24 protein-coding genes are annotated in these 23,748 nt (G+C 57.5%); 14 read left to right on the forward strand and 10 right to left on the reverse strand.

Features of this window, described 5'->3' with window-relative positions; all coding sequences use genetic code 11:
* Window positions 1-213: 213 nt before the first annotated feature.
* The 3 genes from SCD_RS00790 to SCD_RS00800 are packed head-to-tail and all read right to left on the reverse strand — an operon-like array spanning window position 214 to window position 1,529.
* Window positions 214-453 (reverse strand): sulfurtransferase TusA family protein, encoded by a 240-nt coding sequence (locus tag SCD_RS00790; protein WP_009207045.1) that lies wholly within the window; start codon window positions 451-453, stop codon window positions 214-216.
* A gap of 10 nt (window positions 454-463) precedes the next feature.
* Window positions 464-880 (reverse strand): DsrE family protein, encoded by a 417-nt coding sequence (locus tag SCD_RS00795; RefSeq protein WP_009207044.1) that lies wholly within the window; start codon window positions 878-880, stop codon window positions 464-466.
* 58 nt (window positions 881-938) lie between these two features.
* Entirely contained in the window at window positions 939-1,529 is a 591-nt protein-coding gene (locus SCD_RS00800; RefSeq protein ID WP_041673568.1) for a TetR/AcrR family transcriptional regulator, read from the reverse strand.
* 372 nt (window positions 1,530-1,901) lie between these two features.
* Here SCD_RS00800 and SCD_RS00805 point away from each other — a divergent pair, with 372 nt between their 5' ends.
* From SCD_RS00805 to dbpA, 3 genes are read left to right on the forward strand one after another with little or no spacing between them, the layout of a single operon-like run.
* The gene (locus SCD_RS00805; RefSeq protein WP_148290806.1) at window positions 1,902-2,435 is read left to right on the forward strand and encodes an ankyrin repeat domain-containing protein; all 534 of its coding nucleotides are present in this window, start codon (window positions 1,902-1,904) and stop codon (window positions 2,433-2,435) included.
* 4 nt (window positions 2,436-2,439) lie between these two features.
* Complete coding sequence (locus SCD_RS00810) at window positions 2,440-3,729, forward strand: NAD(P)/FAD-dependent oxidoreductase (RefSeq protein ID WP_009207041.1); 1,290 nt, start codon at window positions 2,440-2,442, stop codon at window positions 3,727-3,729.
* A 56-nt stretch (window positions 3,730-3,785) separates the two neighbouring features.
* On the forward strand, window positions 3,786-5,213 hold the full coding sequence (gene dbpA / locus SCD_RS00815) for an ATP-dependent RNA helicase DbpA (RefSeq protein WP_009207040.1): 1,428 nt from the start codon (window positions 3,786-3,788) through the stop codon (window positions 5,211-5,213).
* 152 nt (window positions 5,214-5,365) lie between these two features.
* Here dbpA and SCD_RS00820 read toward each other — a convergent pair whose 3' ends face one another.
* The 4 genes from SCD_RS00820 to SCD_RS00835 all read right to left on the reverse strand — a co-directional run bounded on the left by SCD_RS00820 (window position 5,366) and on the right by SCD_RS00835 (window position 7,947).
* Window positions 5,366-5,866: a DUF411 domain-containing protein gene (locus tag SCD_RS00820; RefSeq protein ID WP_009207039.1), complete on the reverse strand. Its 501-nt coding sequence runs from the start codon at window positions 5,864-5,866 to the stop codon at window positions 5,366-5,368.
* 71 nt (window positions 5,867-5,937) lie between these two features.
* Window positions 5,938-6,246: a (2Fe-2S) ferredoxin domain-containing protein gene (locus tag SCD_RS00825; RefSeq protein WP_021035731.1), complete on the reverse strand. Its 309-nt coding sequence runs from the start codon at window positions 6,244-6,246 to the stop codon at window positions 5,938-5,940.
* A 116-nt stretch (window positions 6,247-6,362) separates the two neighbouring features.
* Window positions 6,363-6,719, reverse strand: coding sequence for a nucleotide pyrophosphohydrolase (locus SCD_RS00830; protein ID WP_009207037.1), 357 nt, complete (start codon window positions 6,717-6,719; stop codon window positions 6,363-6,365).
* Window positions 6,697-7,947 (reverse strand): VanZ family protein, encoded by a 1,251-nt coding sequence (locus SCD_RS00835; protein WP_009207036.1) that lies wholly within the window; start codon window positions 7,945-7,947, stop codon window positions 6,697-6,699. The genes SCD_RS00830 and SCD_RS00835 overlap by 23 nt, the downstream gene beginning before the upstream one ends.
* Before the next feature lie 29 nt (window positions 7,948-7,976).
* Between SCD_RS00835 and SCD_RS00840 the strand changes: the two genes are divergently transcribed.
* Window positions 7,977-8,936, forward strand: a complete 960-nt coding sequence (locus SCD_RS00840) for a DHH family phosphoesterase (RefSeq protein WP_009207035.1) — start codon at window positions 7,977-7,979, stop codon at window positions 8,934-8,936.
* Window positions 8,937-9,692: 756 nt separating this feature from the next.
* Window positions 9,693-10,610, forward strand: coding sequence for a restriction endonuclease (locus tag SCD_RS00845; RefSeq protein WP_009207034.1), 918 nt, complete (start codon window positions 9,693-9,695; stop codon window positions 10,608-10,610).
* A gap of 17 nt (window positions 10,611-10,627) precedes the next feature.
* Here the strand turns inward: SCD_RS00845 and cyaY are convergent, their stop codons facing one another.
* Complete coding sequence (gene cyaY / locus SCD_RS00850; protein ID WP_332370308.1) at window positions 10,628-10,975, reverse strand: iron donor protein CyaY; 348 nt, start codon at window positions 10,973-10,975, stop codon at window positions 10,628-10,630.
* Between the two features lie 20 nt (window positions 10,976-10,995).
* Here cyaY and lptM point away from each other — a divergent pair, with 20 nt between their 5' ends.
* Together lptM and lysA are read left to right on the forward strand one after the other, a co-directional pair.
* Entirely contained in the window at window positions 10,996-11,145 is a 150-nt protein-coding gene (gene lptM / locus SCD_RS16770; RefSeq protein WP_148290717.1) for an LPS translocon maturation chaperone LptM, read from the forward strand.
* A complete protein-coding gene (gene lysA / locus SCD_RS00855; protein WP_009207032.1) occupies window positions 11,142-12,386 on the forward strand; it encodes a diaminopimelate decarboxylase in 1,245 nt (414 codons plus the stop codon). Before lptM ends, lysA begins: the two co-directional genes overlap by 4 nt.
* A 369-nt stretch (window positions 12,387-12,755) precedes the next feature.
* On the opposite strand, the gene SCD_RS16775 is transcribed toward lysA, so the two are convergent.
* Entirely contained in the window at window positions 12,756-13,331 is a 576-nt protein-coding gene (locus SCD_RS16775) for a hypothetical protein (protein ID WP_232504421.1), read from the reverse strand.
* Window positions 13,332-13,539: 208 nt separating this feature from the next.
* Here SCD_RS16775 and SCD_RS16950 point away from each other — a divergent pair, with 208 nt between their 5' ends.
* Genes SCD_RS16950 through SCD_RS00890 form a run of 6 tightly spaced genes read left to right on the forward strand, consistent with a single transcriptional unit; the run spans window position 13,540 to window position 21,350 of the window.
* Entirely contained in the window at window positions 13,540-14,178 is a 639-nt protein-coding gene (locus SCD_RS16950; RefSeq protein ID WP_009207030.1) for a TetR/AcrR family transcriptional regulator, read from the forward strand.
* A gap of 20 nt (window positions 14,179-14,198) precedes the next feature.
* Window positions 14,199-15,260 carry an efflux RND transporter periplasmic adaptor subunit gene (locus tag SCD_RS00870; RefSeq protein WP_070099577.1) on the forward strand — a complete coding sequence of 354 codons (1,062 nt, stop codon included), beginning with the start codon at window positions 14,199-14,201 and terminating at the stop codon, window positions 15,258-15,260.
* Complete coding sequence (locus SCD_RS00875) at window positions 15,257-18,328, forward strand: efflux RND transporter permease subunit (protein ID WP_009207028.1); 3,072 nt, start codon at window positions 15,257-15,259, stop codon at window positions 18,326-18,328. The genes SCD_RS00870 and SCD_RS00875 overlap by 4 nt, the downstream gene beginning before the upstream one ends.
* A complete protein-coding gene (locus SCD_RS00880; RefSeq protein ID WP_009207027.1) occupies window positions 18,328-19,290 on the forward strand; it encodes an HlyD family secretion protein in 963 nt (320 codons plus the stop codon). Before SCD_RS00875 ends, SCD_RS00880 begins: the two co-directional genes overlap by 1 nt.
* A gap of 4 nt (window positions 19,291-19,294) precedes the next feature.
* A complete protein-coding gene (locus SCD_RS00885) occupies window positions 19,295-20,221 on the forward strand; it encodes an ABC transporter ATP-binding protein (RefSeq protein WP_009207026.1) in 927 nt (308 codons plus the stop codon).
* The gene (locus tag SCD_RS00890) at window positions 20,214-21,350 is read left to right on the forward strand and encodes an ABC transporter permease (protein ID WP_009207025.1); all 1,137 of its coding nucleotides are present in this window, start codon (window positions 20,214-20,216) and stop codon (window positions 21,348-21,350) included. The genes SCD_RS00885 and SCD_RS00890 overlap by 8 nt, the downstream gene beginning before the upstream one ends.
* Before the next feature lie 31 nt (window positions 21,351-21,381).
* Here SCD_RS00890 and SCD_RS00895 read toward each other — a convergent pair whose 3' ends face one another.
* A complete protein-coding gene (locus tag SCD_RS00895; protein ID WP_009207024.1) occupies window positions 21,382-21,864 on the reverse strand; it encodes an Lrp/AsnC family transcriptional regulator in 483 nt (160 codons plus the stop codon).
* Window positions 21,865-22,038: 174 nt separating this feature from the next.
* Between SCD_RS00895 and leuA the strand changes: the two genes are divergently transcribed.
* Complete coding sequence (leuA, locus tag SCD_RS00900; RefSeq protein WP_009207023.1) at window positions 22,039-23,691, forward strand: 2-isopropylmalate synthase; 1,653 nt, start codon at window positions 22,039-22,041, stop codon at window positions 23,689-23,691.
* The last annotated feature ends 57 nt before the right edge of the window (window positions 23,692-23,748 follow it).

A 23,748-nucleotide genomic window follows, 5' to 3' on the forward strand; every position in this document is an offset into this window, starting at 1 on the left:
GTTTGTTGGGGAACCTAACTTCGGAAGACGGTTAAGGAAGTCAGATCCACCAGACTGCAACTTGTTTTGCGCGATGCCTGACACCCTCCGTCGCCGGGAAGATGCTCAAACGAACATGATTGCTTCTGAAGCATGGCCCAATCTTCATCGGCATACCTTTGCCGGGGAAGATTGGGGGGGAAGTACACGCAACCGAAGCAAAGGTCGTGCGGATCAGCGGTCTTTTCGGACACAGTAGTGTATCGCTCCATTCTCTTCCGTCATGGACAGCAGCGTCTGGCCGGTGCGATCACACCAGGAAGGGATATCTTTCTTGGTTCCGGTATCGGTGGCGATGATCTCGAGAACATCGCCGATCGTCAGACTTTTCATGGCCTTGTTGGTTTCCACGATAGGCATCGGGCAGCATTTGCCGGAGGTGTCGAGGGTCGAGGTCACGGTAGCTTCGCTCATTTCAGCCTCCTTAGAAGTATTGGCAGTGATCCGCCTTGGCCGCTTTGTCGTTCAGGAACCAGGAAGCGCCGACGATACCCTCCGCTTCGGGAATCAAATTGCTCTCGTTCACGCCGAAGATGGCGCCGGCCAGGCTGCACGCATAAAGATTCACGCAACCTGACGCCTTCAAAGCTTTGAGAATCTCGTAAATGTCGTTCGGCAACCCCGCCTTGGCCACGTTTTCACGCACCATGGATTCATCGGCGGCATGCTGCCCGTCCATGCACAAACTCGCAGCACCCTCGACGGTGAGCGCCTTGACGGCCCAATTGACAAACAAGATATCGACCTGGGTCCCTTCCGCCGACGCCAGGTAGGCAAAGACGAGCGGCGTAAGGATTTTGTCGTAAGAGTCGTCCCGCATCACAATGACCATGGATTTCATTTTGAATCTCCTTAGAATGAACATTCGTTCGAAATGAACGCAAAAAAACGGCCTGGAATCAAGCCGTGACACCACGCCAGGCACATTCCCATACAGCGTCCAGCCTTTCGGGAAGGGGCTCGGCAAGAACTCCGTCGAGGCGAGCAGTAATCAGTCGAATTGCGCCGCCGAATAGACAAGAGGTTGCTACCATGACATCCATCTGGCGAATCTCTCCGTGCGTCATGCCGTCCTGTACAAACTCTCTCATGGTTTCGAACGGCTTGGACGAGCATACTGGTCGCTCCGATGGGAGGAAATCCCGATGCTTCGCATACAGCATGAAATCCATGGCCTCGCGGTTCGACTCCGTCAATTTGAACAGCATTACCATCACCGCGCGGCAGCGGTCATGCGCCGTTTTGTGATCCTGCCCGATTCGGGCCAACTCTTCCTGCAGCCCTTCCGTTAGGCCCAAGTAGAGTGCTCGGGCAACATCTTCTTTATCCTTGAAATGATGATAGATCGATCCTACGCTAACTTGCGCAGTGCGCGCCATATCGGGCACGGAGGTGCTAAAGTAGCCGTGCTGGGTAAAGAGTTGCAGTGCAGCAGCAATAATCCTCTCTCTGATTTGCCCGGGTGGAACAGCGGCAGGAGTACGAGCCATGGTAGTACCCAAATTAGAATGAACGTTCATTCAGTATAGTCAGGATATTGTTCGTGCGCAATATTTTCCTTAAGACGTCAGCAACCGGTCATTTTATCTGACATTATTTAATGCCACGGTGCGTTTTCTCTACCGTCGTATTTAGCAGGAATCGAAGCGCATTTTTGCGGATGGCCGATTCAAATCGGCTAGATGAGCTGTCGTTGAAAAAGTACGCTGAGGTCACCGATGGAGGATGCGCAAGTTGCCAGAATAGGGCCGATTACACTAGGTGGTGCGTTGCTTAGCGAGTGGGGTTGGATGTGATAGCATTCTTTGTTGCCGCAGTGAGTATGCGTTTTCTATCGGAAGGGGTGAGTCACTATGAAATCCATGAATAAATTGTGGACAAGTTTGTTAATAGCCATGGTATCTGTTGCTGCATTGGCTTCCACCGCCCATGCACAGCAGGCGATCGGCCAGAATGATCAGCTGATTCACGATGCCGCGAGGATAGGCAGCGGTGCGGAGGTTGCCAAAATTCTCAAGGCCAATCCGGCCATGCGGGATGCGCGCACCGGACTTGGCAGCACGCCGTTACACCTAGCGGCGACCAATTCCGATGTGACGACGCTAAAAGTGTTGCTGGCAGCTGGAGCCGACGTTAACGCCAAGGACATGGATGGCAATACCCCGCTGCACATGGCCGCTTATACCAACCGGGTCGAGTCAGCGAAAATTCTGCTTGAGGCGGGCGCTGACGTTAACGTCGTGTCGAAAGGAGGGCGTACGCCGATGGCGATGGCCCGAAAAAGTCGGGCCGATGAAATTGCGGGGTTGATTTCCCTGTGGATATTGAAAGGTTGTAAATCCGGCGGGAAGTGCGAGCAGGCGAGTACCTATGATCTCAAGAGACTGGTGAACTGAATAAATGACCTTTAGCCGCCGCACTTTTCTTGCCGCTTCCGCCGCCCTGTGTGCGGCACCCTTCATCGGGCAGACGGCTGAACTGCTGCCGCGTGGCAAGGGCCGGCGTGTGGTCATCGTCGGCGGCGGCTGGGGCGGGCTGAGTGCTGCTCGCCACCTGCGCGACCTCGCGCCCGACCTGGAAGTCGTCCTGCTGGAAAAGAACCCGGTGTTCTGGTCCTGCCCCCTGAGCAACAAGTGGCTGGTGAACCTCATCGACACCAAACACCTCGTTCATGATTACGCCACCGCCGCCAGCGCTTACGGCTATACGTTCATTCAGACTGAAGTTTCCGCTATCGACCGCGACCAGCGCCGGGTCGTTACTACGCAGGGCACGCTGGACTACGACTGGCTGATCCTCGCCGTGGGTATACGCTACGATTATGAAGCCTGGTATGGCAACGATCGCCGCGCCATCGATCACACCCTGCGGAATTTCCCTTGTGCTTACATCCCGGGCAAGGAGCCTGCGGTGCTCAAGGAGAAGTTGAACAACTTCAAGGGCGGCGATCTCGTCATGACCATCCCGCCCATGCCTTACCGCTGCCCGCCGTCGCCCTACGAACGGGCGTGCATGATTGGCTGGTTGCTCAAGTCGCGCAAGATCAAGGGCAAGCTCATCATCCTCGACCCCAACCCCAGCTTTTTGGGCTTCAGCAAGATTTTCGCCGAACAATACCCGGATCAGATCGTCTATGTACCCAATGCCAGGGTGAAATCCGTCGATCCTTTCAACAAGACCATTTCCACCGACTTTGACGATATCCGCTTCGACGACGCCATTCTGATGGCGCCGCAGCAGGCCGGCGATCTGGTGTGGAAAGCCGGCCTCATCGCCAAGGGCGGCGAAGGCAAGCCTACCGGCTGGGCCGACCAGGATCCGGTGCATCTGCATGCCAGGGAAGACGAGCGGGTGTTTTTGATCGGTGACCTGATTGACAAGGTCTCGCCGCTTTTCGGCCATTATCCGAAGAGCGGTCACATGGCCAATCATCTGGGCCGCATCGCCGCTCGTGAGATTGCCTCCCGCGCCAAGGGAGCTTTGCCGGAAAAGCTGCTGCCGGAAGGGGTCTGTTACGTGTATTCCAGCATCGATCCGATGGAAGTGATCCGCATCGATTCCCGCTACAAATTTCGCGGGGACGGGCTCATCGCGCAGACCGTCAAACAATTCCATGATCCGAACCCAAGGGGAGAGGATCTTCAGTGGGCGCAGTCGATGTTCGCGGAATTCCTGGCATTCAAGGCCTGAAAAGCAGCCTTCAAATTTTTACAAGCACACCACGCCGCAGACGGGGATAATTGCGCATGACCGAACTTATCCCGCCCTCCTCCCCGCCTGCAGCAAGCGCTGTCGGTCGCTCTTTCAACGAACTGCCGCTGCCGCCCGGCGTACAGGCGACATTGCAGCAGCTCGAATACCTGACGATGACGCCCATCCAGGCGGCCAGCCTGCCGATTGCGCTCGCCGGGCACGACCTGATTGCGCAAGCGAAGACCGGTAGCGGCAAGACCGCCGCCTTTGCGCTGGCCCTGCTCACCCGACTGAATCCGCGTCGCTTTGCGGTGCAAGCCATGGTGCTGTGCCCGACGCGCGAACTGGCCGATCAGGTCACGCAGGAGATCCGCCGCCTGGCGCGATTCGCAGACAACATCAAGATCGTTGCCCTGTGCGGCGGCACGCCCATGCGCCCGCAGATAAACAGCCTGGAGCACGGCGCGCACATCGTCGTCGGCACGCCGGGCCGCATCATCGATCATCTGACGCGTGGCAGCCTGGATCTGGATGCGCTCAACACCCTGGTGCTTGACGAAGCCGATCGCATGCTGGACATGGGCTTTTACGACGATATCGCCTACGTAGCGACGCGATGCCCGGCAGAGCGCCAGACCCTGCTGTTCTCGGCGACCTATCCCGATGGTATCGCACGGCTGGCGCGCCAGTTCCTGCGCAAACCGCAGGAAGTGAAATTGCTGGAGCAGCACGAAGACAGCAAGATCCGCCAGCGCTTCTACGAGGTGAAAAACGAGGAGCGTTTGCAGGTTGTCGGCGCCCTGCTCAAACACTATCGTCCGGTCAGTACGCTGGCCTTCTGCAACACCAAGCAGCAATGCCGCGACTTGCTGGAAGTGCTGCATGCACAGGGCATCCATGCGCTGACATTGAATGGCGATCTGGAACAACGCGAGCGCGATCAGGTGCTGATCCAGTTCGCCAATCGCAGCTGCTCGGTGCTGGTGGCCACCGATCTGGCGGCGCGCGGCCTGGATATCGCGCAACTCGAAGCGGTGATCAACGTCGACGTCACGCCTGACCCGGAAATACATATCCATCGCATCGGCCGGACCGGCCGCGCCGATCAGGACGGTTGGGCGCTGAGCCTGTGCAGCCCCGCCGACCAGCGCCGCGTTGCCGCCATCGCACAGATGATGGGCAGCGAACCGGAGTGGCATGAGATTGGCGAACTGCAAAGCGGTAATGATTCGCCGCTGGTGCCGCCGATGGTGACGCTCCAGATACTCGGCGGGCGCAAGGAGAAGATCCGCCCTGGCGACGTGCTGGGCGCACTCACCGGCGAAGCGGGATTCACGCGCGAGCAAGTCGGCAAGATCACGGTGACCGATCTATCCACCTATGTGGCCGTCGCGCGCAACATCGCCCGCGATGCCGTTCGCAAATTGTCGGCAGGCAAGGTGAAGGGCAAGACGGTGAAAGTGCGTGCGCTGGAGGATTGATTCGCCGGTCTGCAGCGCGCGCAGAGGCCGGAGAACAGCCTTGAATCTGCGTGTCTGGATGCCCCAGACTACATCTGCGCCGCGCCGGAACGACTTGTCTTGCTAGCTGTTCGCGGAAGAGGGGTCGTGGCGATCTTGCCAGATTTGAGTCATCAGTGGCGTGCGTAGACACTGGTTTTGCCGTCCGGCGCCACCAGCAGTGTGAAAAACAGTTCCCGCAGGGGTTCGCGTTCGGAGTCTCCGGCCAGTACCGTGCAGCCGGCCTCGCACGATGGGTCTGTCTCCTCGAACCCCGGCGCGCCGAGCGGCAAGCCCGGCACAGCCAGCCCGCGGGCCTTCGGTTTTTCGTTGAGCAGCAGTTTGATATCGTCGGCCGGGACATGCCCCTCGATAAAGTAGTTGCCAACCCTCGCAGTAAGCGTCGACTCCACGGCGGCGGGAACCCTGAAGCGACGCTTGACTGCCGCCATGTCAGCCGTTCCCTTGAAGGTTGCGAAAAATCCGTTCTGGCCGAGATGGTAAATATATTCCATGCAGGACAGACACCCCACCGGCCCATATACTTCGATGGCTGGCATCCCTCCGGCTTCAACAGCTTGAGCTCCGTTTAGCGACAGCGCCAGCGTAGTGGCGAGAATGACACGTTTCAGCATTGCTGCACTCCTGATGGATTACGCATTGGACTCTATTGAGTCTATCGCAAAGATGTTGTGCATCCAGGCGCTCAGATTTTCAGGCGCTCGACAACCTTGCCGTTGACCAGGTGCTGGTCAACGATCTCGTCGATATCTTCCTTGTCCACGTAGGTGTACCAGACCGCATCAGGATAGACCACCAGCACCGGGCCTTCGTCGCAACGGTCGAGGCAGCCGGCGCTGTTGATGCGGATCTTGCCCGCGCCGTTAAGGTCGAGTTTCTTGATCCGGCTCTTGGCGTAATCGCGCATTTCCTGCGCGCCATGCTGGCTGCAACACTGGCCGCCGTCCTCGCGTATGTTGGTGCAGAAGAAAACATGTTTTTCGTAGTAGCTCATATTGATACACCTTTTGGGTAAAAACGTTTTGAACCGCAGAGGACGCGGAGTTCGCGGAGGAAAGGCAAATAGAAAGAACTCCTCTGTGTCCTCCGCGTCCTCTGCGGTGAAAGGCATTACCTCTTGCTGAAATCACCTGATTTGGCAGCACTGCCACGGGCAAGTTCAGCTGGATATTTTGCGGCATTGATCACCATCTTGTCGTGCGCTGCGGCAACCGGGTCGATGCCCAGCTGATCGGCGATGCGCGTCAGGTAGATCAGCACGTCGCCGATTTCCTGGCGCACTTCCTCCAGCTTGGAAGTATCGAGCGTTTGGCTTTGCTCGGCGGTGAGCCACTGGAAGTGCTCCACCAGTTCCGCGGCTTCCACGATCATCGCCATCGCCAGATTTTTCGGCGAGTGAAACTTCTCCCAGTCGCGTTCCCGGGCGAAGTTGCGAAGCTTGTTTTTAAGCTCGGCCAGGCTGTCCATGCGATTCTCCTCGTGGGGTGTGGATGCGCCACCACCAGGGCAGCGACCAGCCGGCCAGTGCCAGCAAAATATCCGTGATGTCGGCGTGCCGCCCCGGGATGGTCTGCTGCTGCCACTCCAGCACGAACATCAGAGCCAGTACCAGCAAGCCGCCGATAAAAGCCATCCACCTGCGCCGATTGGGTCGGGTGGCGAAAGCGCCAAGGCATCCCAGGGCAAGGAACGGCCAGAATAGCGAAAGGATCTCGCTGAAACCGGAGAGGTTGTGCATCTGACCATGGAAGGGAATCCAGTTGAACGGCTGGAGGGGCTTGAAGATCACGCTGGTCGCCGGTTCCAGTTCGGCGAGAGTGAATCCGGCCAGCAAGGCCAGGCCACCTGCGGTGAACCGGAATGGCTTGGGGGATGGGCGCAGAACAACCATCAGGACCATTCCCATGGCGGCGCCAATCGCCGTTTCCAGCGCAAGATAGCGGCCCATCACCAGAATTTTAACCAGCAGTACGGCGCTGACAAAGCCGATGAATGGAAGTGCCATATTCTTTTCGGGGCGGGCGAGTATCGAGCCAAACAATCCCAGGCCGGTAATGGTGCAGGCGTAGGCGGACAGCTGCGGCCAGTTGAAGAGCGAAGGGAATCCTGGCGTCCACAGCGGCAGCAGTCCTCTGCGCAGGCTGTTGGTATCCAGCGAAAGCAGCAATGGGGTGAGCTGTGAAAGCGCCCATAAGCCGATAGCGACCAGACCCAGATCCATGGCGCGTCCGGGCAGGAACCATTCGCGGCGCAGCGCGGCCAGCCTGCGCAACGGTCCCGGCGGATTGACCGTCAACCGCGCAAGAAGTGCTCCACCCAGCCCGCCTAAACCGTTAAGCAGCAGATCGAGGCGAGAGGAAACCCGATCCGGCAGCAGGGACTGCAAACTTTCCATGCCAAGGCTTAACAGCAGGCACAGCGCGGTGGCGGCGATCACCGCCGCGCCCGAATGTAGCCGATAACGCAACGCACGAGCAAGAAGCAAGCCCATTGGCAGGTAGATCAAAATGTTGATGATAATGTCAGAGCGGATGATGTAGCGCGGCCAGGGTGCCGTCAGAAAGGCCCACATGTCCTCGGCGGGAACCGGAAGCCAGTCGCTAAACGGGTACAGGCTGCCGTAAACGACCAGCAAGGCGTAGGCTGCTGCCAGAATGGGACTGGCACTAGGGACTTTGTCTTTCTGTGCTAGCATAGTCGCCGACGGGATTGCGATCAAAAAATATGACTCATTACGACGTATTCAATGGTGACGCCGATGGAATTTGCGCCCTGCACCAGTTGCGACTGGCTTATCCCAGGGACAGCCAGCTCATAACCGGGGTGAAGAGGGATATTACCCTACTTGAGCGGGTCGTGGCGAAGCCGGGTGACAGGGTCACCGTGTTGGACATCTCTCTGGACAAGAACCGGGAGGCGCTGCTTGCCTTGTTGGAGGGGGGGGCTCGTGTGGTTTATTTCGACCATCATTTCCCCGGCGACATTCCCGCTCATCTGGGCTTCGATGCCCATATCGACCGCGCTCCCGACATCTGCACCAGCTTGCTGGTCGACCGTTTCCTGCAGGCCCAGTATCGCATCTGGGCGGTAGTCGGTGCATTCGGTGACAACCTCCACAAGGCCGCGCGTCGCGCGGCCGAACCCTTGCAGTTAAACGCCGACCAGCTCGATGCATTGCAGAGCCTGGGTGAATGTCTCAATTACAACAGCTACGGGGAAACGCTGGCTGACCTCCATTTTCCACCCGATGAGTTATACCGGTTGTTGCATAGCTATACCGATCCTTTCGCTTTCATCACCGAGGCGCCCGCGCTTCAACAACTGCAACAAGGTTATGCCGAAGATATGGCCAAAGCCGGGGCGCTCCAGCCAGAAATGGTGACAGAAGCCTGCGCGCTATACATCCTGCCCGACGAAGCCTGGAGCCGTCGGGTCAGCGGTTCATTCGGCAATCGTCTGGCGCAGTCCTGGCCAAATCGCGCCCATGCGATTCTGACGCGGCGTTCAAATGGTTACACCGTCAGCGTGCGCGCACCTCTCACCGCGCCGACGGGAGCGGATGACCTGTGCCGGCGTTTCGACAGCGGCGGCGGGCGCAAGGCAGCCGCAGGGATCAATTGTCTGCCCGAGACGAAGGTGGTGGAGTTTGTGGAGGAGTTTCGGGCGGCATGGTGTTCGGTTTAGGGGTTTGGTTGCGCTTCGCGCAGTTTTTTGGTTTTGTAGGGTGCGCTGTGCGCACCTTTTTATTTGGGTGCCGGGGGTAGCCCGGCGGGCTAGTTCCTTTCTTTAAACGGCCAAAGTAAGGAACCAAAGAAAGCCGCCCCTCTCCACCGCCCCTGCGGGGTTCCCTGCGTTGCTCACCAAGCCGGGTTGCTGCGGAACTCGCGCTTTGCGCTCAGACAGTCCTCGCAAAAATCCCCCGGCTCGCCTGCGCTACTCGGCGGCGGCCCAAGGGGACCAAAAAACAAAACAACACAAAACCGCCCTCCCCGACGGGGAGGGCACCCAAAATACGGGCTTCGCCCACAAAACCCAAATCCCCTTCTGTGCCGCCTCGGTTTTCCGAAAATATCGGGGGCCATCGGCGAGGACTGTTTGAGCGCAAAGCGCGAGTTCCGCAGCCGCCCGATCTTTTCGGAAAACCGAGGTTTAGCCCGAAGGGCCGGTGCGGGTGGGTCGCCTTCTTTTGGTTAACTTTTCTTGGCGAAGCAAGAAAAGTAACCTGCCCGCCGGGCAGCCCCGGCACCTGAACATTTGCGCATAGCGCACCCGAAATCCTGCACCGCTTGTAACTACCAGAGCAAATACTTATAGTGGCCATTGTCATAAAAAAAGCCCTTGGTTATTACCCAGGAATTATGCTGCGCAAGACACCAAGCTACGTTTCAAAATTAAAATCGAATATAACGTGACGCATAAATAAAGGAGCCTGCAAAAACTATGGCAATCCCTGACTACCAGACATTAATGCTCCCTGTTCTTCAACTGGCATCAGACAAAGAGGAACATAGATTCCGCGACTCCGTAGAGTCGCTGGCGGTCATGTTTTCTCTGTCTGATGAAGAAAAAAATGAATTATTGCCTAGCGGAAATCAGGCGGTATTTAATAATCGTGTCGGCTGGGCGCGTTCCTATTTAAAGCAAGCGGGGCTTCTGATATCACCAAAGCGTGGTCACTTTAAAATCACTGAGCAAGGGCTAAAATTATTATCGGAGAGCCATGCAAAGATTAATGTTTCCCTATTGGAGCGATATCCCGAATTCCAGGAGTTTAGAAGCCGTAAAAAAGATCCATCAAAAAGCAATTACGAAAATTCCGCCATCGAAATTATTGCCAGTGAAACGCCTGAGGATTCCTTGGCTTCAGCCTACCGGACATTAAGCAAAAACTTAGAAGATGAAATTCTTATTTCTGTTAAAGATTCTTCCCCATCATTTTTCGAAAGACTTGTCATAGATCTTCTTGTAAAAATGGGCTATGGCGGCAATAGACAGGATGCTGGCCGCGCACTCGGCAAGAGTGGTGATGGTGGTATTGATGGAATCATAAATGAAGATCGACTGGGTTTAGACGTCATCTATATCCAAGCAAAACGATGGGAAGGCACTGTAGGGCGGCCAGAAATTCAGAAATTTGCCGGAGCATTGCAGGGGCAACGAGCTAGAAAAGGGGTGTTTATAACCACTTCTAATTTTTCTAAAGAAGCTCTTGAATATGCATCAATGATCGAGTCAAAAATAATTTTGATTGGCGGCGAAAGATTGGCCGCCCTGATGGCAGAACATAATGTCGGTGTATCAATAGTTGGGCAGTATGAAGTTAAGAAAATAGACTCAGATTATTTTGACGAAGAGTAAGATCTCTTGCCCACAGATCAGAAACTGATCTGCTCCCCCGCCTGTTCACTAGCATACCTCCCCAACGCCTCAAACAATTCCAGCCCATCCTTCGTGTCATGCCACGCCCCATCCCGCCACAAAAAATGATACCCCCCCGATTTCGCCGCAACCCAAATTTCCCGTGTCGCAGTCTGTCGGTTGACGATGATCTTGCTGCCATTCTCGAAGCTCAGCTCCATCACTCCGCCATTCATTTCGCAGTCGATATCCGTATCGCCATTGTCAATTGAGTGTTCGATTCTGGCCAGGGTTTCGTCGGCCAGTTTGTTGAATTCGCTCTCGGTCATTTCGAGTTTTCCTTGTGATAAGATGATGCGCAACATTACAGACTTCCGAGAATAATATGCGCTTCGTTTTTTTACCAGTTCTGCTTTTGATTTTGCTCCAGGGTTGTGGCCACAAAGGCGCGCTCTATTTGCCCACGCCTGAACAGACTTCTGCCGCCACGACTCCGGCAGCACCGCAAGCTGCTGCCGAGGAGAAAAAACCATGAAATTCTTCTCTCGCCATGATGCCGAATTGTGCGTCGAATCGGTTCCTCTTTCCCGCATTGCCGAAGAATTCGGCACGCCCTGTTATGTCTATTCTCATGCCGCATTAACCGCAGCTTATCAAAGTTTCGACTCGGCTTTTTCTCAGCGCGAGCATCTGATATGTTATGCGGTGAAGGCCAACTCCAGTCTGGCAATTCTCAATCTTTTTGCGCGCCTCGGCGCAGGCTTCGACATTGTTTCCGGCGGTGAGTTGGCGCGTGTTCTGGCGGCTGGCGGAGATGCAAAAAAAGTGGTTTTCTCCGGCGTCGGAAAAACTGCGGATGAAATGCGCCAGGCGCTGGAAGCGGGCATTCTGTGCTTCAATGTCGAATCGGAAAGCGAGCTGGAACGCCTGAATAAAATTGCCGGTGAAATGGGTAAGCGAGCACCGGTGAGTTTGCGCGTGAACCCCGATGTCGACCCGAAAACTCATCCCTATATTTCCACCGGTCTCAAGGGCAATAAATTTGGTATCGCGTATACCGATGCCGTCAGGCTTTATTGCAAGGCGCGCGATCTCCCGCACCTGGATGTGGCTGGCATCGATTGCCATATCGGCTCGCAAATTACCGAGGTGACGCCCTTCGCCGATGCGCTGGATAAAATTTTGCTGCTGATCGATGCATTGAAAAATGAAAACATCGAAATTCATCATCTCGATCTCGGTGGCGGTCTGGGCATTTGCTACAGCGACGAAACGCCGCCGCCAGTGACCGACTACGCAGATACGCTGCTGGAAAAGCTCGCCGATCGCAACTTCAAGATTCTGCTAGAACCGGGCCGCGCATTGGTTGGCAACGCGGGTTTGCTGCTCACCAAAGTGGAATATCTCAAGCATGGCGATACAAAAAATTTCGCCCTCGTAGATGCTGCGATGAACGACTTGATGCGCCCTGCACTTTACGATGCCTATCATGCGATTCTTCCCGTCATGGAAAATACGGGCGTTGCGCAACGCTATGAAATCGTCGGTCCAGTATGCGAGAGTGGAGATTTTCTTGGCCATGACCGTCACCTGCATCTCGCCGAAGGCGACCTGCTGGCGGTGATGTCGGCAGGGGCATATGGTATGAGCATGAGTTCAAATTACAATACTCGACCGCGCGTTGCAGAAATTATTGTGCAGAAAAACAACACGCATTTGATTCGCGAGCGAGAAAAAATTTCGCAATTATTTGCGCTGGAACGGCTGCTTCCCTGATTATTTTCCCGGTTTAAAAAATCTATTCGCCATAAGAAATATGCCACGAAAACGTTGCTCATGGCCGGTATAGGCCTTTGTCATTTTTTATTCTACTCCGTAGCGCACAAAAATAATTTCGGATAACCTCTCGTAAGCCCGTCTATTTCCAATGTTTTTCTTTTTGTGATGCCGTTTTATATGTTGTGTATTTCCAAATAATTGGAATAGAATTTGAGCGCAAGGCGGAAACATGCTCTCGGTCATGCAGTCCTAACGGGAGGAACAACAAGGTGATGCAATCAGTTGTTCAGTGCTGCCGCTTTATTTTGGATTTGCCGACAGCGCCAAAATAAAAATGTACTCGAGATAACTTTCTACAATAAGGAGTCAGCAAATGGCAATAAAGAAAGCGACCAAGTCTCCCGCGAAGGCACCTGCCAAAGCGACCGCAACCAAACCTGCAGCCAAGGCAGCACCAGTGGCCGCAGCAAAAACTGCCGCCAAGCCTGTAACAGCAGCCAAGGCAGCACCAGCTAAAAAAGCACCGGCTAAAAAAGCGGTTGCTGCAAAACCCGCCGCCAAGAAAACGGTAGCCAAACCCGCAGCGAAAAAAGTCGCTGCAAAACCAGCAGTCAAAAAAACCACCGCAACCAAGGCGACCGCAGCCAAGAAAGCGCCGGCTAAAAAAGCGGTCGCTGCTAAACCAGCCGCCAAGAAAACAGTAAGCAAGGCAGCTGCCACCAAGACCGTAGCCAAAGCAGCAGCGAAAAAACCCGCAGCGAAAAAACCCGTTGCCGCCGCCAAGAAACCTGCTGCGGCAGTCAAAAAGGCAGCTCCAGCTAAAGCGACTGCAGCTAAAAAAGCACCGGCTAAAAAAGCGGTTGCTGCAAAACCCGCCGCCAAACCTGCAGCGAAAAAAACCGTCGCCAAGAAAGCCCCGGCTAAAAAAGCGGTTGCAGCCAAACCTGCGGCAGCACCTGTCGCTGTCGCTGCAGCGAAAAAGTAGTCAACGCTAGTCCAAATATAACGGCGGAGTATCAACTCCGCCGTTATATTTTATTTCCCCCTGGCAGGATTTTCCCTGCGCTCAAAAAACACTCCTCGCAATATTGACCGACCGGTCAGCCGGTGCTAATTTGTTTTCTTTTTTCCTGACTTGGCGAGACTGGCTGTGCCTCTGGTAGAACCCACCCTTAACTTGTCTGCATCTGCCCCGGATGCGGTCGAGCGTATTCTCGCTGCGGCCAAGGATCTGTTTGCCGAATCCGGCTTCAATGCGGTATCGATGAATGCCATCGCGGAGCGTGCCGGTGTCAGCAAGGCCAATGTCTTTCATCACTTCAAATCGAAGAACGCGCTTTATCTCGAAGTATTGAAAACCGCCTGCCATGAATCCGGCAGTCAGATCGATCAACTCGGCAGCGGTTCCGGTACCCTGGTCGAACGTTTGCGCGCCTTCTCGCAATTGCATCTGACCAACATCCTGCAGGATGAAAAAATCTCCCGGCTGATCCAGCGCGACTTGCTGGAAAACGGGCCGCAACGCGGCAAGGAATTCGCCGAGCAGGTATTCGGTCAGAATTTCGCGAGCCTGGTGGCGATCCTGCGCACCGGCCAGAAAAAAGGCGAGCTGCGCAAAGGCATCGACCCCGCCATGCTGGCCACGTTGCTGATTGGCGCCGATGTCTTCTTTTTCCAGTCGCGCGAGGTGCTGCGGCATTTTCCCGACGTCCACTTTACCGATAAGCCGGAAAGTTACAGTACGATGCTGATGGATATTCTGTTGTGCGGCATTCTGCCCAAACCCTGATGAGCCCCTGGACTAATATCATGCGAACGACCCATTTTATCCTGATCCCCTGCCTACTCGGTGCGGTGCTGCTGCTGCCAGGGTGCGCGAAAAAGCCCGAAGAGCAGAAGAAAGGTCCGTCGGCAGCGATCATCACCGTCATCCAGGCGCAATCGCGCACCATGCAAGTGCTGGAGCAGTCGGTCGGCGAGGCGGATAGTTCCACCTCACCCAAGGTGGGGGCCGAAGTGGCGGGACGCATTATCAAGGTTCATGTTGAAATAGGTGCACCGGTAAAAAAGGGGCAACTGCTGGCTGAAATCGATGCCACTGATTTTTCCTCCGATGAGAAACGTCTGGCCGCCCAGGCAACCAGCCAGCGCAAGCTGACCGAACGCTATCGCGAATTGGCCGGGAAGGGTTTTGTTTCGCCCTCCCTGCTGGAAGGATACGAAGCCCAGAATGTTTCCGCGCGTGAGCAGTACACTCGTGCCGCCAAGAATCTTTCCCGCACCCGGATTTTGTCGCCGGTGGATGGGCGGGTCGACAATCGCATGGTTTCGGTGGGCGACTGGATCGATCTCGGTAAGCCGGTGTTCCAGCTTTCCACCAGCGAAAATTTGCGCGTTCGCCTGCCTTTCCCTGAAACCGCCGCACAGCGCATCAAGGTGGGCCAGGTAGTCAAGCTTTCTACGCCGACCGCACCGGATGCCACTGTAATAGGCAAGATCGAACAGGTGCGGCCGATGGTGGGCAGCACCAACCGCGCCTTCGATGCGGTGGTGGAAGTCAAGAACCCGGGTGGCTGGAAGCCGGGCGCTTCGGTCAACGGCGCAGTCGTCGTCGAGGAGCATGCAGAGGCGGTCACCGTACCGGAGGTGAGCGTGGTGCTGCGACCTGCCGGGAAGGTGGTCTACGTGATCGATAATGGCAAGGCTGTTCAGTACGTTGTCATTACCGGCGTCACCCAGAACGGTCAGGTGGAAATTTTACAGGGCATAAGATCAGGGGAAACGGTAGCCGTTGATGGCGCGGGTTTCCTTACGGACAAAGCTGCGGTCAGTGTGAAAGAAGTGAGCGGCAAAAAAGGCGAACAGAAATGACCTTGCCCGAACTTTCCGTCAAGCGCCACGTGCTGGCGTTCATGCTGTCCGCGGTGCTGGTGCTGTTCGGCTACATCAGCTACCAGCGCATCGGCATGGATCGCTTTCCCCAAATCGAGTTTCCTGTCGTCTCAATTTCCACCACGCTGAAGGGTGCCAATCCCGATATCGTCGACGCCAGCATCACCAACGTGATCGAGACGTCGATCAACAGCGTTCCCGGCATCGAACACATCCAGTCCACTTCTTCGCCTGGTGTATCGGTGATCAACATCACCTTCGGCCTGGACAAGAGAGTCGATGTCGCCTTCAACGAGGTGCAGGCCAAGGTCAACCAGGTCTTGCGCCGTTTGCCCAAGGATGCTGACCCCCCCGTCGTCGCCAAGGTCGAGACCAATGCCATGCCTATCATGTGGCTGGCGCTGCGCGGCGATCGCACCCAGCAGCAACTCAACCAGTATGCCGTCAATATCATCAAGAAGCGCCTGGAAACCATCGACGGCGTCGGTGAGGTGCGTTTGGGCGGTCGGCGCGACCGCACCATCCGGGTTAATCTGTTGCCGGCTAAGATGACCGCGTTCAAGGTCACCGCTCAGGATATCAACACCGCCTTTGCCAACGAGCATGTCCAGCTCGCCGGCGGTTTTCTGGTGGGCCAGAAAACCGAAAATCTGATCAAACTCGACCTGGAATTCCACCGTCTCGACGACCTGGAAAAAATGATCGTCGCCTACCGCGATGGCTCACCGGTGCGTCTCCGCGACATTGCCGAAGTTGAGGATGGCCTGGCCGATTACCGGCAGCTCGCGCGCTTCATGGGCAAGACCACCGTTGGCCTGGGCATCGTCAAGGTCACCAATACCAACACCGTGGCAATTGTCGACGCGATCAAGAAGCGCCTGGAAACCGAGATCATCCCGCAACTGCCGCCGGGCATGACGCTAAACGTCGTCTCCAACGACGCGATCTTCATCAACGAGATCGTCAATTCCCTGAAGGAACATCTGCTCGAAGGCACGCTGCTGGCCTCGCTGATCGTCTGGCTGTTCCTGCGCAGCATGCGCTCCACACTGATCATCGCCACAGCCATTCCGGTATCGCTGATGGGCGCGGTGGCGGTGATCTACTTCTTCGGCTACACCCTCAATTCGCTCACCATGCTCGCCCTGCTGCTGCTGATCGGCGTGGTGGTCGATGATGCCATCGTGGTGCTGGAAAACATCTTTCGCCACCGCGAGGAAATCGACGCCGACCCGGTCACCGCTGCGGTCAACGGCAGCCACGAAGTGATGTTCGCGGTGATCGCGGCGACGCTGTCGCTGGTGTCGATTTTCGCACCGGTGATCTTTATGGGTGGCATCATCGGCCAGTTCTTCAAATCCTTCGCGGTAGTGGTGACCTTCGGCGTGCTGGTGTCCCTGTTCGTATCGCTCACCCTGACGCCGATGTTGTGCTCGCGTTACCTCAAGGTGGGAAAGCAGCACGGACGCGTGTATTACATCCTGGATCGTTTCTTTCACGGCATGGACAGCCTGTACCGTTATTTGCTCGACAAGGCGCTACGCCACCGCTGGAAGGTGGTTGCGTTGACCCTGGTGACCGTCGTTGCGAGCAGCTATTTTTTCATCAACGTGGGCAAAACTTTCGTCCCTGAAGAGGATGAAGGCCGCTTCCTGATAAACCTGCGTACCCCGCTCGGCTCCAGCATCGAATACACTGACAGCCGTTTACGCATGGTCGAGAAGCTGCTGTTCAGCCACAAGGAGATCGTCACTGAGTTTGCCCTGATCGGCCTCGGCAATGCGGGACAGGTCAATCAGGGGATGGTGGTGGTGCGCATGGCGCCGCGCGGAGAGCGGAAAATCAAGCAGCAGGACGTCATCCCCGTGATTCGCAAGGAGCTGGCGCAAATCCCCGGTGCGCGCGCTTTCGCCGCACCCTATCCGATGGTCGGTGGCCAGCGAGGCGAGCCCTTGCAGTTCGTGATTAATGGGCCCAATCTCGACGAAGTAGGGCGCTTGGCCAAGTCGCTGCAGCAAACCCTTTCGGCGGACCCTGGCCTGGGACGCATGGACCTCGATTTGCAGCTCGACCTGCCGCAACTCGTCCTCGATCCCGACCGCACCCGGATTGCTTCTGCGGGGCTGACGACCCAGGACGTGGCGCTTGCACTCAACCTGCTCTCCGGCGGCGTAGACATTGCCAAATTCAATGACGTGCCGGGAGATGGTCAGCGCTACGATATCCGGGTCAAGGCCAAGGACGGCGAATTCAGGCAGCCTTCCGATCTGAACAAGGTTTACCTGCGTTCCCGCGATGGGTCGCTGGTGCGTCTCGACACTGTGGCGAACGTGAAGCAGACGCTGGGACCCGCAGTAATCGGCCGCTTCGACTTGCAATATGCCGCCACCTTCTACGGCTCACCCACAATCCCGCTCGGCGATGCTGTGAGCAAAGTGAAAGCCGCCACTGCGGAAATGCTGCCGATGGGCTATACCGTAAAAATGATCGGTCAGGCGGAGGAGTTTGGCAAGACCATGCAGAACATGATTTTCGCCTTTTCCCTGGCGATGGTCCTGCTGTACATGGTGCTGGCAAGCCAGTTCAACTCCTTCATCCAGCCCTTCATCATCATGGTGGCGCAGCCGCTGGCCATCATCGGCGGGGTGATGGCCTTGTGGCTGTTCAACCACACCCTCAACATCTACTCGATGATCGGCCTGGTGCTGTTGATCGGCCTGGTGGCGAAGAACTCGATCCTTCTGGTGGATCTCACCAATCAGCGGCGCAAAGAAGGAAAGGGCATCGACGAAGCACTTTCCGATGCCTGTCCGATCCGGATGCGGCCAGTGCTGATGACCTCGATGACAGTGATCCTGGCCCTGTTGCCGGCAGCACTGGGCTTGGGGGCCGGCGCGGAAACCAACGGTCCGCTGGCGGTAGCGGTGATTGGCGGTATGATTACCTCTACTCTGCTCACCCTGGTGGTGGTGCCGGCGGTGTATTCACTGGTGGAAAGTGCGCTTGAGCGCTGGCGCACACGTCATCTGCAAATGAAGGAAGAGTGATGAAATGCAAACCAGCGCGCAAGTGGCAAGCAGGGCTGCTGATTACGGTGGCCGGCCTGGCCGCCTGTTCGCACGAATCTGCACAGGTTTACCAAGGCTATGCCGAAGGCGAATTCGTGCGTATTGCCGCTCCTTATGCCGGATCGCTCAGTGTTTTGGCAGTGCAGCGCGGCGCACAGATCGACGCCGGCGCACCCTTGTTCGCACTGGAACAGGACAATGAGAAAGCGGCGCGCGACGAGGCATCACAAGGACTGAAACGCACTGATGCGCAACTGGAAAACCTGAAGAAGGGCAAGCGTCCCGCCGAACTGGACGCCATCGTCGCCCAGCGCGAGCAGGCGCGGGCCGCCCTGAAACTGTCCGAGGCTGATTTTTCGCGCGACGAGAAACTCGCGAAAGCGGGATTTATTTCCAGCCAGAAACTGGACGCCGGTCGCAGTGTTCTTAAGCGCGACCGTGAACGTTTGAAAGAACTGGAAGCCCAACTCGCCACCGCCAAGCTGGCGGCACGGGTCGATGAAATTCGAGCCGCGGAAGCGGCAGTGGCCGCAGCGCGCGCTACCCTCGCCCGCGCCGACTGGTCGCTCGGCCAGAAGAGTGTGAAGGCGCCGGTTGCCGGACTGGTGCAGGACACGCTTTACGTCCAGGGAGAGTGGGTGCCCGCCGGCAGCCCGGTGGTGTCGCTGCTGCCACCGCAAAACATCAAGGTGCGCTTCTTCGTGCCGGAAACCCGGGTCGGCTCACTGAAAACCGGGCAGGCCGTCACGCTCTCCTGCGACGGCTGCGCCGCACCGATTTCCGCCGCGATCAGCTACATCTCGCCGCAAGCCGAATACACCCCACCAGTGATCTACAGCAAGGAAAATCGCGGCAAGCTGGTGTTCTTAGTCGAAGCGCGGCCTGCTCCGACTGATGCCGCAAAGCTTCGCCCCGGCCAGCCGATGGATGTCAGGCTTTAACACCATGAATAACGACACGCTGGCCATCGACGTCACCGGGTTGGTCAAGCGTTTCGGCGATCTGGTGGCGGTGAACGACCTCGCCCTGCAGGTGCGGCGCGGCGAAATCTACGGCTTCCTTGGCCCCAACGGTAGCGGCAAGACCACCACTATCCGCATGTTGTGCGGCCTGCTGACGCCCGACAGCGGGAGCGGCACCTGCCTGGGCTACGATGTCATCCGCGAAACGCGCCAGATCAAGCGCCAGGTCGGTTACATGACGCAACGTTTTAGCCTGTACGAAGATCTCACTATTCGTGAGAACCTGGATTTCACCGCCCGCATCTACGGTATGGCCAACCGCAACGAGGCGGTGGAACGTTCGCTGGAACGGCTCGGCCTGGCCGACCGCCAGAAGCAGCTGGCAGGTACCCTGTCGGGCGGCTGGAAGCAGCGCCTGGCGCTGGCCGCCTGCATGCTGCACGATCCAAAATTGTTGCTTCTGGATGAACCTACCGCCGGGGTAGACCCCAAGGCGCGGCGCGATTTCTGGGACGAGATTCACCAGCTCGCCGCCACCGGCATTACGGTGCTGGTCAGCACCCACTACATGGATGAAGCGGAACGTTGCCATCGCCTCGCCTACATCGCCTACGGCCATTTGCTGGCCGAGGGCACGGTAGCTGAAGTGGTGGAAAACTCCGGCATCGTCACCTGGACGGTAGAGTGTGCCGATCTTTATGCGCTCGCCGCGAAACTGCGCGGGTTGCCGGGGGTGAGCCAGGTGGTTCCGTTCGGCAACGTTCTGCATGTCAGCGGCACGGATGCGGCGTTGCTGGAGCAGTCCATCGAACCGTTCAGGGAGCAGTCCGGGTGCCGCTGGACGCAAGCATCGCCGGGGTTGGAGGATATCTTCATCCAGATGATGGAAAAGGCCAAAGACAATGTCTGAACGTTTCGCCTGGCACCGCTTTCTTGCCGTGGTCACCAAGGAATTTATCCAGATGCGGCGCGATCGCCTGACCTTCGCCATGATGGTTGGCATTCCGATGATTCAGCTGGTGCTGTTCGGCTTTGCCATCAATTCCGACCCCAAGAACCTGCCCACGGCGGTGCTGGTGTCCGACCACAGCGAGTTCTCGCGCAGCTTTGTGCGTTCCCTGGAAAACAGCGGCTATTTCAAGGTGACCGCGCAGCCGCACAGCGAGGCCGAGGCCGAGCGGCTGATCGCCGAGGGCGATGTCCAGTTCGTGGTCAGCATCCCGGAGAATTTCGCGCGCAAGCTGGTACGCGGAGAACACCCGGCGATTCTGGTCGAGGCCGATGCCACCGACCCCACTGCCGTCGGCAACGCGGTCGGTGCACTGAGCCAGTTGGCCCAGACCGCCCTCAATCGCGACCTGCAAGGCGCGCTGCAACCGCTGCAAGGCGCGCCCGGCCCGTTCGAGGTTCAACTTCACCGCCGCTATAATCCGGAAGGTATCACCCAGTACAACATCGTGCCGGGCCTGATGGGCGTGATCCTGACCATGACCATGATCATGCAGACCGGCCTCGCCATGACCCGCGAGCGCGAGCGCGGCACCATGGAAAACCTGCTTGCCACGCCGGTGCGGCCGTTCGAGGTGATGGCCGGAAAAATCGTGCCCTACATCATGGTCGGCTACGTCCAGGTGACACTGATCTTGCTGGCGGCGCGCCTGATCTTCGGCGTGCCGATACTCGGCAGCGTCGTGCTGCTTTACACCGTGGTACTCGCCTTCATCGCCGCCAACCTGGCGGTCGGACTGATGTTTTCCACCGTGGCAAAGAACCAGATGCAGGCGATGCAGATGACCTTCTTTTTCTTCCTGCCATCGCTGCTGCTGTCCGGCTTCATGTTCCCGTTCCGCGGCATGCCGGAGTGGGCGCAGAACGTCGGCAGCCTGCTGCCTTTGACCCATTTTTTGCGCATGGTGCGCGGCATCCTGCTGAAGGGCAACGGCCTGCTGGAAACCCTGCCGCACCTGTGGCCGATCGGCCTGTTCCTGCTGACGGTGGTGGCGATCGGCCTGAAACGCTATCGTAAGACGCTGGATTAGGGAGTTTGCCGGCCAGGAATGCGCCAAGTCTTCAAGCTCGGCCCACCGGCAGTGCCGACTTGTCTACCACGCGGCGCAAAACGAAGCTGGAGTGCACGCCGGATACGCCTTCGATGCGGGTGATCCGGTTGAGCAGCAGTTCTTGGTAAGCTTCCATGTCATGCGCGATGACTTTGAGCTGATAGTCGGCATCCTGCCCGGTAATCAACAGGCACTCCAATACTTCCGGCAATTCGCCGACACTGGCCTCGAAATTCGCGAATCGCTCTGGGGTATGGCGGTCCATGGAAATGTGGATCAGCGTCATCAGCGAGTAGCCCAGTTTCTTCGCATCCAGCAATGCACGGTAGCCAAGAATCAAACCTGAATCTTCCAGGGCGCGCACCCGGCGCAAACAAGGTGAAGGCGACAAGCCGATGCGGTCGGCCAGCTCCTGATTGCTGATGCGCCCCTCTTTCTGCAACACTTCGAGAATACGCCGGTCGTAACGATCGAGTTCCATAGGCTTGCTCAAAAATCAGATCCAAAGGCATATTATGCCGCGATTTCATGTTTAACAGTAATATTATTGCCGTAATTATTCAATGCATGGCGCATTTAGCAAGCACCTGCTTCGGCATTTGCCGTAATCTTTCTCCTACCCGAAGCGCGACACAAGCCGTCGCCACGGCAACCCAGGAGATGAATCATGAAAACCTTTGACCACAGCAAGTATCGCCCCACCCCGGCGGCGCCCATGCGCCATCGCCAGTGGCCGAGCCGCACCATCACGCAGGCCCCGCGCTGGGTCAGCGTCGATTTGCGCGACGGCAACCAGGCGCTGCTCGAGCCCATGAGCGTCGGACAAAAGCGGCGGCTGTGGGCGCTGCTGGTCAAGCTCGGTTTCAAGGAAATCGAGGTGGGCTTCCCCTCGGCCAGCAAGCCGGATTACGATTTCGTGCGCTGGCTGATAGAGAACGACCAGATCCCCGGCGACGTGACCGTGCAGGTGCTGGTGCAGGCGCGCGAGGAGCTGATCGTGCGTTCATTCGAGGCGTTGCGCGGGGCGCGGCGCGCCGTCATGCATGTCTACAATTCGACCTCCACGGTGCAGCGCGAACGGGTGTTCGGCCTGGATCGCGACGGCATTACCGCCATCGCCCGGCAAGGCGCCGAGTGGGTAAAGCGCGAGGCCGCGAAACACCCGGAGACAGCGTGGGTGTTCGAATACACCCCCGAGAGCTTCACCAGCACCGAATCCGACTACGCCGTGACGGTGTGCGAAGCGGTGCTGGATGTCTGGCAGCCGACGCCGCAGCACCCCTGCATCATCAACTTGCCGACCACCGTGGAAGTCGCCTCGCCGAATTTCTTCGCCGACCAGGTGGAATATTTCGCCACCCACATCAGCCGCCGCGACAGTATCGTGCTCTCGGTACATACCCACAACGACCGGGGCTGCGCCGTGGCGGCGGCGGAACTGGCGCTGCTGGCGGGCGCAGAACGTGTGGAGGGCACCCTGCTCGGCAACGGCGAACGCACCGGCAACGTGGACATCGTTACCATGGCGATGAACCTCTACAGCCAGGGTGTCGATCCGCAACTCGATCTTTCCAACCCGGACGAGATCATCCAGGTGGCGAGCGAATGCACCGGCATATCCTTGCATCCGCGCCACCCATGGCTCGGCGAACTGGTGTATACCGCCTTCTCCGGCAGCCATCAGGACGCAATCAACAAGTGCCTGCACCGGCAGCAGCCGGACGAACCATGGCAGGTGGCCTACCTGCCCATCGACCCCAAGGACCTGGGGCGCGATTACCAGGCTGTTATCCGCATCAACAGCCAGTCCGGCAAGGGCGGCGTGGCGTTCGTGCTGGCGCGAGATTACGGCCTGAACCTGCCGCGCTGGATGCAGGTGGAATTGGCCCAGGTGGTGCAACGGGTGAGCGAGGCGCGTAGCGGCGAGATCGACAGCGCCACCATCCATGCGCTATTCATGCAACATTTCGTCGCCGACCAGGAACCGGTGGCGCTGAAAGGCTACCGGCTGGAGCGTAGCAGCAGCCAGGACGTTATCGCCGCGCACATCGTCGAAAATGGCGTGGAACACGCGCTGCACGGCGAAGGGGAAGGTGCGCTTTCCGCTTTCGTCGATAGCTGGATGCGCCACAGCGGACAGCAGTTAACCGTGGTGGATTACTCCGAGCACGCCATTGGTTCAGGCACCGATGCCGAAGCGATAGCCTACGTGCAAATCAACATCGATGGCCTGCGCATTTCGGGCACCGCGCTGGATCACGACACGGTAAGTGCATCGCTGAAAGCGCTGCTGTCTGCGCTGAATCGCGCCCATGCTTAGGACCGTGGCGCCATTAGCCCAGGAGCCTCTTTTCCTGCCCTCATGGGATGTGGCTCG

Origin of the sequence: Sulfuricella denitrificans skB26 (assembly GCF_000297055.2) — a bacterium.
GTDB lineage: Bacteria > Pseudomonadota > Gammaproteobacteria > Burkholderiales > Sulfuricellaceae > Sulfuricella > Sulfuricella denitrificans.